We start from the raw sequence: 12920 nt of genomic DNA on the forward strand, positions 1-12920 counted from the left end.
GTGAGGAACGTGTTATGGAAATTAAACGAGTGCTCAATAATAATGCGGCAATCACGCTTGATCAATCAGGTGCTGAAATTATTGTGTTAGGAAAAGGAATTGCTTTTCAAAAAAAGAAAGGCGATCTGATGGAAGAGCAGATGGTAGAAAAGATTTTTCATCTCTCTAATTCAGATGTTTTCCTTAAATTCCAGGAACTTTTGACTGAGATTCCATTAGAATATATGAATTTGAGCGATGAGATTATCACCATGGCTAAGTCTGAGCTAGGGAAAAAATTAAATGATAGTATCTATGTTTCGCTCAGTGATCATTTATACAATTCAGTTAAACGATTTAAGGAAGGAATTATGATGAAAAATGCGTTATTGTGGGATATTCGACGTTTTTATCCTGTTGAATATCGATTAGCTGTTAACGCATTAGAAATGATTCAAAAAACGTTGGACTTACGATTGCCAGAAGATGAAGCTGGGTTTATCGCGCTTCATTTTGTGAATGCGGAAGATGTTGAAGCAAATCAAGATTCTTATCAAGTGACAAAAATCATGCAGGAGATTAGTAATATTGTCCGCTATTATTTTAAGATTGAGTTTGATGAGGAGTCGCTTTATTTTTATCGTTTTATTACGCATTTAAAATTTTTTGCCCAACGTTTGACCAGTAATAAGCTACATAGTGACAAACATGAGGAAGACCTTGTCGATGTGGTGAAGGTTCGTTTTCAAAGCGCTTATGCCTGTGTGGAGAAAGTCAGTGAACACATTGAAAGAAATTATCAGTACGTTTTAACCGATGAAGAAAAGTTATATCTCACGATCCATATACATCGTGTTGTTTATAAAGACTAGAGAATGATGGAGGATAGAAGTAAATTTTTTTGGATAGTGACATTTAGTTGGCTAGACCTTCATTTTAGAAGAGTAATGGAGGAAAAAAATGAGGAAATATGAACAATTAGCAAAACAAATTGTAGAAGAAGTGGGCGGTAAAGACAATGTGGCAAGTCTAACCCATTGTGTAACCAGATTACGTTTTCAGTTAAAGGATGAAAGTAAAGCGAATGATGACGTCCTAAAAAATATGGATGGCGTAGTTACTGTGATGAAAAGTGGCGGCCAATATCAAGTCGTGATAGGCAATCATGTGGCAGATGTGTACAATGATGTTTTACCGATTATTGGTGAAATCCCTCAAGGAACGGCCGATTCAGAACAGCAGGGTTCATTATTTGACCGATTTATTAATGTAATTTCGGGAATTTTCCAACCTGTTTTAGGTTTGATGTCAGCGGCCGGTATGCTGAAAGGGCTCAATATTTTATTTAGTGTGGTGGGTCTTTATACAGATACTAGCGGCACTTATGTCTTCTTAGACGGAATTTCGGATGCGTTATTTATGTACTTGCCTGTTATTTTAGGGTATACAGCAGCGAAAAAATTTAATTTAAAACCTTTGTTGGGTGTTTTATTAGGTTTAGCGTTATGTTATCCAGCCCTCCAGCTAAGTGCGTTATCGGGAGCCGGTGAGCCATTATATACTTTATTTGAAGGCACTGTTTTTCAATCGCCTGTTTACTTAGATATCTTTGGTATTCCATTGATTAGTGTGGACTACACGTCAACAGTGATTCCCATCATTATTATCGTGTACTTTGCTTCCTACTGTCAAAAACTGTTTGATAAGGTCATTCCAGATGTTGTAAAATTCTTCGTTTCGCCTATGTTAACAATGGTTGTTTCTCTGACGGTTGGTTTCTTATTGATTGGCCCATTAGCAACGTTTGGCTCTAATCTGATTGCAGAAGGGGTCATCGCTGTACGAAGTTTCAGTCCAATGGTTTCGGGTGCTTTAGTCGGGTTCTTCTGGCAAATTTTAGTTATTTTTGGGTTACATTGGGGTATTATTCCCATCTATATCAATAACATTATGACGATTGGTTATGACAATGTAATGATGCCATTTTTTGCCGCAACCTTTGCTCAAACAGCGGTTGTTCTTGCTATGATGCTTAAAACAAAAGATAAAAAATTAAAACAAATCGCTTTCCCAGCTGTTATTTCAGGTATCTTTGGGATTACGGAGCCAGCTATTTATGGGATTACGTTACCTAGAAAAACGCCATTTATTATTAGTTGTATTGCTTCTGGAATTGCGGGCGCTTACTACGGGTTTGCTAACTTAAAAGAATATATTTTTGGCGGTATGGGTATTTTCGAATTTCCAGCGATGATTAATCCAGAGACACACGGAATGGATGATATCGTAGTCGCAGTGATCGGCATTTGTATAGCTGTACCGATTGCCTTAATTTTGACATTTATCTTCTATAAAGATCCAAAAGAAGTCTTAGAAACAAGTGCAGTACAAGAGGCAACTCCTTCTGAATTAGCGGTGAAACAAATGACCGCTTACAGTCCATTAACAGGGACCGTTATTCCTCAAGAAAAGATTGAGGATGTTGCTTTTTCTCAAGGCTTATTAGGAAAAGGCTTAGGTATTTATCCAACAATTGGCGAAGTAGTCGCGCCATTTGATGGCACATTAGTTACCGTTTTTCCTACCAAACACGCATTGGGAATTGTGTCAGATGAAGGCTTGGAGCTATTGATTCACGTTGGCCTAAATACGGTTCAGTTAGATGGCCAACATTTTACCAGTTATGTAGAACAGGGACAAAGAGTGACGAAGGGCCAACGCTTATTGAGCTTTGATATCCAAGCAATCGAAGCGGCCGGGTTTAGTGTCGAAGTGCCCATTATCGTAACAAACACACAAGATTACGAGGATATTGTCGTAACCACAGAAAAGACCATAGAAAAAGACGCGTTCCTTTTCTCAGCTTTGACTTAAGTAAAGAACTATCGAGTAGAAACTCTTCATCAGTTTGGTGAGGGGTTTTATTTTTGTTGCGGCTTTTTCCTACCCCTGTTATGTTGGGAAGATTGTAAACAAATCGACGGTGTATCAAGCAGAGGTTTGGTTTGTTTAATGCAATTGGGCGACAAAAAATTTACGAATGAATACTTAGGTGGGATACGTTATAATAAGGTGATAGGATTATTTTAGGGAGGCACACTTGATGAGATTTCAAGAACGTGTAATCAACAATGAGCACAAACTGACTGATTTAGAGGATGAACTTGTCCGATATATCACTCAGAATAAACAGATTGTTTCTTCAACCACAATTGTTGATTTAGCTAGTCAATTTTATACAGTTCCTAATACGATTACTCGGCTTGCTCATAAGTTGGGCTACTCAGGATATTCTGAGATGAAGATTGAGTTAAAGCGTGAAGTGGGTGAAACGAGTTCGCTGACTGTCCCTCAAAAAGAGATTTTGTTGAAAAACTTTGAATTAATTGATGTGGAACGGGAAAAACGAGTGATACAGTTATTTAAGCAGACAAATCGAATTAATTTTTTTGCGATAGGACAGACCGCGTATGCTGCCAAAATTATTGTTGACAACTTTTATGCGATAAATAATGACAAAGCTTTTTTTCACACCTATGCCAATGAAGTGAGACATAAAATTGAACATTCCACAAACGAGTTATTTTTCTTTGTCAGTCTTTCAGGGGAGAAAGAACAAATTCTTGAACTAGCTAGATTGACTAAAGAGTATAGCCATACCTTGATTTCATTGACAGGTTTAACGAATAACTCACTGGCTAGAATGGCTGATATCAGTTTATTCTGTTATTCACCAGAAGTAACCATTAATAATTACAATATTACGGATAAAACGCCGTTACTAATCATTATGAACAGTTTATTGCATGCGTATAGTAAATAGAATTTACTTGTGTAAAATTACACGTCAACCCCTACATCTTGAATGAAAGGGGTTTATTTTTATTAGAAAATCAGTGAAGAAGGCCTGTAGATGGTAGACTCTAGTCATTAAAGGAGGAGAAATGATATGAATTTAGTACACGCAACATCCAATGCCCTTATTTATTTAGATGAATCATTGTCAACACGTGAAGAAGTATTTGAATTCATGACCCAAAAGTTATATGAAAATGGCAAGGTTTCAGATCAAGCCGAGTTTTTAAAAGCGATTCATGATCGTGAAGGTCTATCGGTTACAGGGTTTGAGAACGGCTTAGCAATCCCCCATGGAAAGTCATCCAGTGTTTTGGAAGCATCGTTTTCGATTGTCCGTTTGAAAGAGCCCCTGACAGATTACCCTAGTTTAGATCCAAATAATAAAGTTTCGCTTGTTTTTATGTTGGCGATTCCTGATTCGGAGGCTGGAAGTACGCATTTAGATATCTTGGCAAAACTGGCGGGACGTTTGTCAGATAGTCCCTTCTTAGAAAAATTCAAGCAAGCGAAAACCTCACAAGAGATTCTAGTATTGTTGGATTCAAAAGAAGAAGTTAGCCATCAGAACACTGAAAATAAAGGCTTGATTTTAGGAATCACCGCTTGTGCTGCAGGGATTGCTCATACCTACATGGCTGCTGAGTCAATTACGAAAGCAGCGAATCAAATGGGGTATCAAGCGCGTATCGAAAAACAAGGAGCCAAAGGAATTGAAGATCGAATTACCGCTAAAGAGGTTAATCAAGCAGTCGGAATCATTTTTGCTCATGATGTGAGTTTAAAAGGAATCGAACGGTTTAAAAATATTCCCAAAGTTGATACAACTGTTGCTGAGCCGATTAAGCATCCAAATGAAGTAGTCGAGCGCTTGTTAGAAAAGGCCCAAAACTTTGAGCCAGATGAAGAGCACATAGAAGCTCTAGAAGAGGAAGAAACAAAATCTTTCGGTCAAACGGTTAAGGACGCCATTTTGACAGGAATTTCTTATATTATTCCGATTATTATTGCCGGGGGAATGATTTCTACCGTTGCTGTATTAATTACGCAAATATTTGGACTACAAGATTTAGCCGGGACAGAAGGCAGCTGGTTGTTCTTATTAAAAGGGCTAGGTGGTGGCTTATTAGGCAATTTAATGATTCCAATATTGTCAGGTTATATGGCCTATTCAATCGCTGATAAGCCCGGACTTACTCCAGGATTAGCTGGCGGATTGGCAGCAATGACTATTAATAGTGGTTTCCTTGGTGGGATGCTGTCAGGTTTACTTGCAGGCTTCTTTATGGAATGGATGAAACGTAATATCAAAGCCAAAGGAGTTTTTTCAGGTTTTGTAACTTTCTGGGTTTATCCTGTAATGGGTTCTCTTTTGGTGGGTGTGATTATGTTGTTTGTGATTGGAAAGCCAGTTGCAGCAATTAATACAGGCCTCATTGGGTGGTTAGATACTTTGCAAGGAAGTAATGCGCTCATTTTAGGTGCGGTTCTTGGAGCAATGGTTTCGTTTGACTTAGGAGGACCAGTCAATAAGGCGGCTTATGCGTTCTGTATTGCGGCTATGTCTAATGGCAACTTTATTCCTTATTGTACCTTTGCTTCTGTAAAAATGGTTTCGGCATTCTCACTATCTGCTGCTTGTTTAATAAAGAAAAATTTATTTACTGAGCAAGAAAGAGAAATTGGCAACCAAACATGGTTACTTGGATTAGCTGGGATTACTGAAGGAGCGATTCCTTTTGCTATGGGCGATCCCGTACGTGTGATTGGTTCCTTTGTGGGTGGTTCAATTGTTACTGGAGCGATTGTCGCATACGCAGGAATTGGCTTGAATGTACCCGGTGCAGGTATTTTCTCCATGTTTTTACTTGAAGGAGATAATAGCCTAGTGTCAGCTGCGATTTGGCTTGGAGCTGCATTAGTAGGTGCGGTAATTTCAACTATTCTATTAATCATTACTCGTCAGCAAAAATTAAACAAAGCATAAACAGAAATTTTAACAGAAGATTAGGTGGGGAATTTTTATGAAAAGTGTACACATTGTGCCACATATGCATTGGGATCGAGAATGGTATTTTTCAACAGAAGAGTCCAGAATATTACTGGTAAATAACATGGCAGAAATACTGGATATGTTAGAGAGCAATCCAGAGTATCCCCACTATGTTTTAGATGGTCAAACAGCGGTTTTAGAAGACTATTTTGCCGTTTGTCCTGAAGAAAGAGAGCGTGTTGAAAAACTCGTTAAAGCAGGGAAGCTAATTATTGGTCCTTGGTATACACAAACAGATGAAATGGTCGTTGGCGGAGAATCGATTGTCAGAAATCTTCTTTATGGAACGAAAGATAGTCAGGAATTAGGAGAACCGATGAGGATTGGTTATTTACCAGATTCATTTGGACAAAGTGGTCAAATGCCTCAGATTCTGAAGGGGTTTGACATAGACCGTGCCATCTTTTGGCGAGGAATTTCCGAGCGTCATGGAACGGATAAGACAGAATTTTATTGGCAAGGAAATGATGGTTCAAAGGTCCTAACGCAGCTCTTTCCCTTAGGATATGCCATTGGTAAATATCTGCCAGAAGAAGCGACTGCCTTGAAACAACGGATGGATAAATATTTTGCAGTTTTGGATAAAGGGGCAACAGGCGATGAACTGATTATCCCGAACGGCCATGATCAAATGCCTATTCAAAAAAATATTTTTACAATTATTGAGAAGCTCGAAACGTTATATCCAGAGCGCAAGTTTTTTTTAAGTCGTTATGAAAATGTTTTTGACATGTTGGAAAAACAAACAGACTTACCCGTTGTAAAAGGTGAGTTTATAGATGGGAAATATAGCCGGGTCCACCGTAGTATTTTTTCAACACGAATGGATATTAAGGCTGCAAACACCCGCATAGAAAATAAAATCACCGCAATCCTTGAGCCGTTAGCTTCGATTGCATACTCATTAGGGCACACCTATCATCATGGGTTAATTGAGGGTATTTGGAAAGAGATTATGAAAAACCATGCACATGATAGTATTGGTTGTTGCTGCTCTGACAAAGTTCATTTTGAAATCATGAGCCGCTTTATTAATGCGGAAGAACGTCTTGATCGTTTGATTGAATTTTATCAGAGGAAAATTACGGAAAGCACTCCTGATGTTGAGGATACAGATAAGCTTGTTGTTTTTAACTTACTTCCTTATAAAAGAACTGAGGTAGTTACAACGAAGATTATCACCAAACGTGCAGGATTTTCGTTAATCGATACAAACCAAACACCAATTGAGTATACCATTTTGGCTGATGAAGTGATTGATCCTGGGTTGATTGATCGACAAATTGTTCATTACGGCAATTACGAGCCGTTTATTCAATATACGATTCAGTTCGAACAAACGCTACCTGCGATGGGTTATGAAACGGTCTATATTCATACAGAGACACCGAAAGAGACGCAGACAGACCAAGTAGAGGCCACTAATTTTATCGAAAACGAACAATTTATTCTCCGTGCGAATACGAATGGCACGATTAGTCTAACTAGCAAGCAAGGGGGAGTTGACTATGATCAAATCCTTTCTTTAGAGGATGTCGCTGATGACGGGGATGAATATGATTTTTCACCACTTGAAAATGATGTTGCCCTTTACTCAAAAGACTCGGTTGTAGCCACTGTAGAAACCACCAAAAGTGAGTATGCTGAAACCATGGAAATTTCTTATACTTGGAAATTACCAAAAAGTTTAGTCGAGCGAAAAGAGAGCGGTCAAACGAACACTCTATCAGTCAAACTGACAGTGGCTGTTTCAAAACAAACAAAAAGGATTCATTTAAGCATTCAAATTGGAAACACTTGCGAAGATCACCGAGTGCGTTTGCTGATTCCAACGGGGATTGCTTCAGCTTTTTCGATTGCAGATAATCAGTTTGGGACAGTTAAGCGTCCAGTAGTTGATGAAACTCTTGCAACATGGACTGAAGAGGAATGGGACGAACGACCTGATAGTATCTATCCATTTTTGACGACAGTTTCTCTAACAAATGAAAAACGAAGCGTCTCTGTATTAACAAACAGTTCGAGAGAATACGAAGTCGTAGGAGATACGTACGATTGTTTAGCGATTACGTTGTTCAGAAGTATTGGTGTATTAGGAAAAGAAAATCTTTTAAGAAGACCTGGCCGACCTTCTGGAATTAAGATGGCAACCCCAGATTCACAGCTGTTGAAGGAGCTTGAGTTAGATCTTAGTCTTTCTTTCTCAGATGAAACAATTGACAAAGCGAATCCTTATAAAGTGGCAAAAGAGTATTTAACGCCAGTGATTTCTTATAATCAAATGGGCTATCATGCGATGAAGTTAAATCCGTCAAATGTGGTGGCGCCTGTAAATTATTCGCTATTTTCTCAAGAAAATCCTCAATTAATCGTTAGTACGGTTAAAAAAGCAGAGAACTCTGCGGATATCTTGGCTCGTTTCTATAATCCAACTGAGAAAGCAGAGTCTCTTTCAGTCAATCAAAAGGCCACGCCCTCATTGGTTCACTATCAATTAAATGAAAAACGAACTGCAGAAACATCTAATGAGATAGGTAAAAATGAAGTAAAAACAATCAAAATTAACTAAATCAAGAGAATCTAAGGAGCGAAACTAGCTGTTTAGATTCTTTTTGGAAAGGAAGAGGACGTTGAAGATACTCACGGTGATTGACTCGATGAAAGGATCATTAACGAGTCAAGAAGCAAATGCAATTGTTGCGGATTCATTTAGAGAGGAAACTCTATTTGTTGAGGAAGTAGCCATTGCTGATGGTGGAGAAGGAACGGTTGCGGCTTTTTTGTCTAATTTGAAGGGAGAAAGGATCGTTGAACGTTGCCATAATTTATATGGGAAAAAGATGATGGGGACGTATGGTTGGATTCCTTCTCAAAAATTGGCCATCATAGAAACGGCGGAAACTTGTGGTATTCATTTGCTAGATGGAACAGAGCAAACGCATCCCGAGAATACCCATTCATTTGGATTGGCAGAGCAGATTCTTTCAGCAATGAATAAAGGAGCCAAAAAAATTATCGTGGGTCTCGGTGGTACGGGAACAATTGATGGCGGGATTGGTGTCTTGCATGGGTTAGGGGTTCGTTTCTTAGACTCACTAGGAAAAATCGTTGAACCTGTGCCTAAAAATTTCCACAAAATTCGGCAGTTCGATGCGTCCAATTTGGTCACAGGTCTTGAGCAGATTGAGTTTGTGATTGCTGCAGATGTGGCGAGTAAAATAATCGGAGACACAGGAGCTGTTTACATGTTTGGTCAGCAAAAAGGCCTTTTAGCTGAGGAAATGCCTGATTTTGAAAATAAAATGACTAACTATAGTCAGGTACTTTTAGAAGGTACAAACTCTGAGAAAGGCGACGGAGCAGCTGGTGGAATTGGCTTAGCTTTGAGAAGGATTGTTAATGCAAGGATGTGTTCAGGACTAGAATTGTTGGCGCAATATAGCTCATTAGAAGATAAAATTAAGCATGCAGATCTAGTAATTACTGGAGAAGGAATGATTGATAGCCAAAGTATGCAAGGAAAGGTCCCAGTAGGCATTGCTCATATCGCCCAGAAATATCATAAGCCAGTGATTGCTTTTGTGGGAAGCGTTCAAGGGGATCCAGAAGATTTTAAGCAGCATGGCTTATCTGTAATCATTCCTTTGATCGACCAAATTACGACACTTGAAGAGGCTATGTTGAATGCCAAAGATAATCTAAAAAGAGTCGCCACTCGAACAAAAGCCACACTACTTTTGTTATCAAATGAAGCGAGACGATAAAGTATCTAATTAGTGATAGTTAATTAATTAAAAACTCTGTCACCTTCCTATTGAATGAGGGAGGTACAGAGTTTTTGCATGTAGTTGAATTAAAAATCTAATGTGCGCGGTCGTCTGAGTTGGTCTTTGAGTGTGTTTATTTGGCTGAGTAACTCTTTTTTTCGATTGCCAGAAAATAATCCTAACGAATGAAATTCCTCTTGAAGGTTCTCTAGTGATGTGTAGATACCTTGTTTTTCAAGTGAGTTTACGTGCCATGAGCGATGAATCACTAAGTCGGAAAAGATTTCTTTTTTTGTTTTTAGATAGTTGGCCATCTCTTGGTCAGCTTTGGTGAAGCCATTGTAAATAGGAATCAGTTGTTCTCCTTTACGGTCGGTGATAATCATCTGCATAGAGGAGGCTACTTGAACTAATTCGCCACATCGTAGATAAAGGATGAAGCGCTCATAGTTTTCGGTTATTCGATCTGCAAGCACAGTCTTCAAGAAAGTTCTGATGCTATTCGCTTGAGCAATCTTATTTTGTGCCATGCTGTCAGAGACACTCAAAGGAGGCGTATTTTCTTTTTTGAAGGACGCACTCCAATCAGTGGCCATGGTTTCAAAAAGTCGTTTGATTAAATGTTGTCGTTTTTGCTCAAGGGCAGGAATTTCTTGTTTTCCTATAATTTTTTTTGAGAAAGCGGTTTGAGGAAAATCACAAAATAGCTGAACATTTAAAGCGAGTAGGTCACCAAGCTTTTCAGTAGGGTACGATGTAAACATGCGACTTTGATCAACAAGCAGCTTGTAAAAAAACGTATCGTACAGTTTGATGGTGCGTGTTTTTAATTGAATAATTTGCTCATCAGGCGCGTCTAACCAGTTCGTTAAACTATCTGTAATCAGTCGATCGATAGTTAGTGTTTCAAGAGGTGTTTGAAGAGCTACCGCCATAATTTGCCCAAGAATAGATAGGTGATCTTCGTTATCCTCTAATATAAGTTGTTCAGAATGGGTGATAAAAGCGGCAAAATCACTGGAGTCAAAGGCTTTCTCTTGGGCTTTTTTCAGCTTAGCTAGTTGTTCACCACGAGTATGAGCCCTGCCCTCACCCGATAATCTCGTTGCTTCTTCTATGGTAAAAGAGGTTCGACAATACTTGCATACATACAAGCCAGCCTTTTTTTCAAACTCGTTACTTCCGCATTGCTCACAAATAATTTTTTTCAAAAAAGGTCCCTCGTTTCAATAAAATTCTACCTCCATTATAGCAAAGGAAATGAAGACAACAATGAGAATAGGGAAAAAAGTCGATTCTTAAGAATTATGTAAGTGTCTGACAGATGCGATGAGTCTAGAATCACTGACAGAGAATCAACAATCGTTTAAAATGTGGGGAATTCATGTCAATTTCAATAAAAATCTTTATAAATAATGATTTTTATATTATACTCAAACTAAGAAAAACTAACGACTTGGAGATAGACATGTTTAAAAAGAAAAGAAGTACCTTGATAAAACTATTTTTTGTTTTAGTGATGATGAGCGCATTAGCCGCTTGTTCAAATGGTAAAAAAGAGAAAGAAGCCCAGAAGATTGATGAAGCTAAAGTCATTAAAAAATTAGAAGGCGAATGGTTAGCCGAAAAGTACGATGGCAAAGTCCATACAATTACCTATTCAAAGGACGTTCTTCATTTTGATGAGGTCCCATTTAAAATAAAAAAAGTTGGGAAAAACAAGGTGGAAACACGAGAAGTCAGCGATGAAAAATCTCGTTACAGCTTTGAAATCCTGAAAGACAGCATCATGCTCTACAGAACGTATGTCGTTGAGGAAGATTCGGATAATGAAGCTACTGAAGGTGAATTAGCACCTATTGAGTTGCGAAAAGTGCAGAAGGAAGAGAAGTAAACTGGAGTAAATGTAAGTTTAGTGCAGTATTTATGATAGAATCAAAAAAACTGAAATGAGGCTGGGACATAAGTCTTAAGACAAATAAAACAAAAGACCGAAAATCATAAAAATGATTTTTAGTCTTCTTTTTTTTAGTTTCTTGCGAGAATCCTTCTTATTTTCTAGTTTACTTAGCCTATATTTCCTTAAATTTACTGCCATTGACGCGAAGCCAATTTCATTGTGTGTCTGCTGTTTCCCTCGAACAGAGAACCGAGTGAAGTCTAAACAAGCCTTCAAATGTCCGAAAACAGGTTCGACGTCAATTTTTCTTTCGTTAACGCTTCAATCTTACGACCAGAAAATACAGATTGCGTATACGCACATAAAATCATCTTCATCATCATTTTTGGATGATAAGAAGCGGGCCCCATTTGATGGCGAAAAGGAATAAAGCGTTCTTCTGGAATACTTTCGACTAATTGATCAATGGCAAAAGCAATATCATTTTTTTCTAACTGAAAACTAAAATCTAGAGGAAGAACGACTTGATTTGTGGTATAATCTTTAAACATAAGAACACCTCGCTTGTTTATTTGTGTAGTTACTTTTATTCTAGCAAAAGTGTTCTTATTTTTGTACAACAAAATAATCCAGATGCCAATCAAGTTGATTAGTATCTGGATTTTTCGTTAGGACTTATGTCCCACGCTCAACTATATATAATCTTACTTTTCACATTTTTCAATCTAAACATATGATCTCAAACACATTTAAGCTAATAAGTATACTTGAGACACTAATAGTTCATTCCGCAATATGCCGAATAATATAACCCAATATTTTAGTCGCTTTAATTTACTTTTTTTATCGAATAACCACTTCCTAAATTGACAATTTGAACAACTTTCTTGATTCTCTATCATATTCTACTTCAAAGATATTCATTCCATTAACCCATTCTTGCCCCTGTTGCTTATTTCTATGATAAATAACGACTAGACCATTCAATTCATTATTCTGTACTTCCTCAGAATAAATTTCTAAAGAATCTAGGGTTGAAATAACCTTATTTGCATCTTGATAAGATTTCCTATTTTGACCAAAATACGCTTTTTTTTAAGTCATCTGATAAATGTCCAGATACTTCCTGCTTTCTTTCTGCATAGTTTTCAGGCGTAAAATTCAAGCTGGCTTTAAACCACTTGGTAACTATATTGATGAATTCTGTATTTGTATCATTATCTCCTCCTGAATTGTTGTTTTGATTCTGAAATTCTTTTAAGGTTTTAGAAGAGGCAACTAATTGGTTTTTTCCATTGATTATTTTCATTAATCAACTCGTCTTCTTTCTCTTGTAACACTTTTTTATCTTCATCCAATGTCACAA

The 12920-nt window shown here is 37.7% G+C and carries 10 protein-coding genes and 1 pseudogene; 7 read left to right on the plus strand and 4 right to left on the minus strand.

The window, feature by feature from the left end:
* Positions 1-14: 14 nt before the first annotated feature.
* From licT to IGI37_RS04945, 6 genes are all read left to right on the plus strand, one after another.
* Positions 15-851, plus strand: a complete 837-nt coding sequence (gene licT, locus IGI37_RS04920) for a BglG family transcription antiterminator LicT (RefSeq protein ID WP_438760323.1) — start codon at positions 15-17, stop codon at positions 849-851.
* Positions 852-939: 88 nt separating this feature from the next.
* On the plus strand, positions 940-2853 hold the full coding sequence (locus tag IGI37_RS04925) for a beta-glucoside-specific PTS transporter subunit IIABC (RefSeq protein ID WP_438760324.1): 1914 nt from the start codon (positions 940-942) through the stop codon (positions 2851-2853).
* A gap of 229 nt (positions 2854-3082) precedes the next feature.
* Complete coding sequence (locus IGI37_RS04930; protein WP_438760326.1) at positions 3083-3802, plus strand: MurR/RpiR family transcriptional regulator; 720 nt, start codon at positions 3083-3085, stop codon at positions 3800-3802.
* A 126-nt stretch (positions 3803-3928) separates the two neighbouring features.
* Positions 3929-5821 (plus strand): PTS 2-O-a-mannosyl-D-glycerate transporter subunit IIABC, encoded by a 1893-nt coding sequence (gene mngA / locus IGI37_RS04935; RefSeq protein ID WP_438760327.1) that lies wholly within the window; start codon positions 3929-3931, stop codon positions 5819-5821.
* Between the two features lie 37 nt (positions 5822-5858).
* The gene (gene mngB, locus IGI37_RS04940) at positions 5859-8456 is read left to right on the plus strand and encodes a mannosylglycerate hydrolase (protein WP_438760328.1); all 2598 of its coding nucleotides are present in this window, start codon (positions 5859-5861) and stop codon (positions 8454-8456) included.
* A 61-nt stretch (positions 8457-8517) separates the two neighbouring features.
* Positions 8518-9651 carry a glycerate kinase gene (locus tag IGI37_RS04945; protein WP_438760329.1) on the plus strand — a complete coding sequence of 378 codons (1134 nt, stop codon included), beginning with the start codon at positions 8518-8520 and terminating at the stop codon, positions 9649-9651.
* Between the two features lie 89 nt (positions 9652-9740).
* Here the strand turns inward: IGI37_RS04945 and IGI37_RS04950 are convergent, their stop codons facing one another.
* On the minus strand, positions 9741-10865 hold the full coding sequence (locus IGI37_RS04950; protein WP_438760330.1) for a TFIIB-type zinc finger domain-containing protein: 1125 nt from the start codon (positions 10863-10865) through the stop codon (positions 9741-9743).
* 257 nt (positions 10866-11122) lie between these two features.
* On the opposite strand from IGI37_RS04950, the gene IGI37_RS04955 reads away from it, so the two are divergent.
* Positions 11123-11548: a hypothetical protein gene (locus tag IGI37_RS04955; protein ID WP_438760331.1), complete on the plus strand. Its 426-nt coding sequence runs from the start codon at positions 11123-11125 to the stop codon at positions 11546-11548.
* A 75-nt stretch (positions 11549-11623) separates the two neighbouring features.
* On the opposite strand, the pseudogene IGI37_RS04960 reads toward IGI37_RS04955, so the two are convergent.
* From IGI37_RS04960 to IGI37_RS04970, 3 genes and pseudogenes are all read right to left on the minus strand, one after another.
* A pseudogene (locus IGI37_RS04960) lies at positions 11624-11869 on the minus strand (transposase); the annotation flags it as partial.
* A complete protein-coding gene (locus IGI37_RS04965) occupies positions 11827-12105 on the minus strand; it encodes a transposase (RefSeq protein WP_438760332.1) in 279 nt (92 codons plus the stop codon). The pseudogene IGI37_RS04960 and the gene IGI37_RS04965, both read right to left, overlap by 43 nt.
* 518 nt (positions 12106-12623) lie before the next feature.
* A complete protein-coding gene (locus IGI37_RS04970; RefSeq protein ID WP_438760333.1) occupies positions 12624-12863 on the minus strand; it encodes a hypothetical protein in 240 nt (79 codons plus the stop codon).
* Positions 12864-12920: the final 57 nt, after the last annotated feature.

Origin of the sequence: Enterococcus sp. AZ194, from assembly GCF_051713825.1 — a bacterium.
GTDB lineage: Bacteria > Bacillota > Bacilli > Lactobacillales > Enterococcaceae > Enterococcus_K.

Bases quoted from the DNA above. Each gene is read 5' to 3' on its own strand.
- licT (WP_438760323.1), top strand. From the start codon at position 15: ATGGAAATTAAACGAGTGCTCAATAATAATGCGGCAATCACGCTTGAT.
- IGI37_RS04925 (WP_438760324.1), top strand. From the start codon at position 940: ATGAGGAAATATGAACAATTAGCAAAACAAATTGTAGAAGAAGTGGGC.
- IGI37_RS04930 (WP_438760326.1), top strand. From the start codon at position 3,083: ATGAGATTTCAAGAACGTGTAATCAACAATGAGCACAAACTGACTGAT.
- mngA (WP_438760327.1), top strand. From the start codon at position 3,929: ATGAATTTAGTACACGCAACATCCAATGCCCTTATTTATTTAGATGAA.
- mngB (WP_438760328.1), top strand. From the start codon at position 5,859: ATGAAAAGTGTACACATTGTGCCACATATGCATTGGGATCGAGAATGG.
- IGI37_RS04955 (WP_438760331.1), top strand. From the start codon at position 11,123: ATGTTTAAAAAGAAAAGAAGTACCTTGATAAAACTATTTTTTGTTTTA.
- IGI37_RS04965 (WP_438760332.1), bottom strand. From the start codon at position 12,105: ATGTTTAAAGATTATACCACAAATCAAGTCGTTCTTCCTCTAGATTTT.
- IGI37_RS04970 (WP_438760333.1), bottom strand. From the start codon at position 12,863: ATGAAAATAATCAATGGAAAAAACCAATTAGTTGCCTCTTCTAAAACC.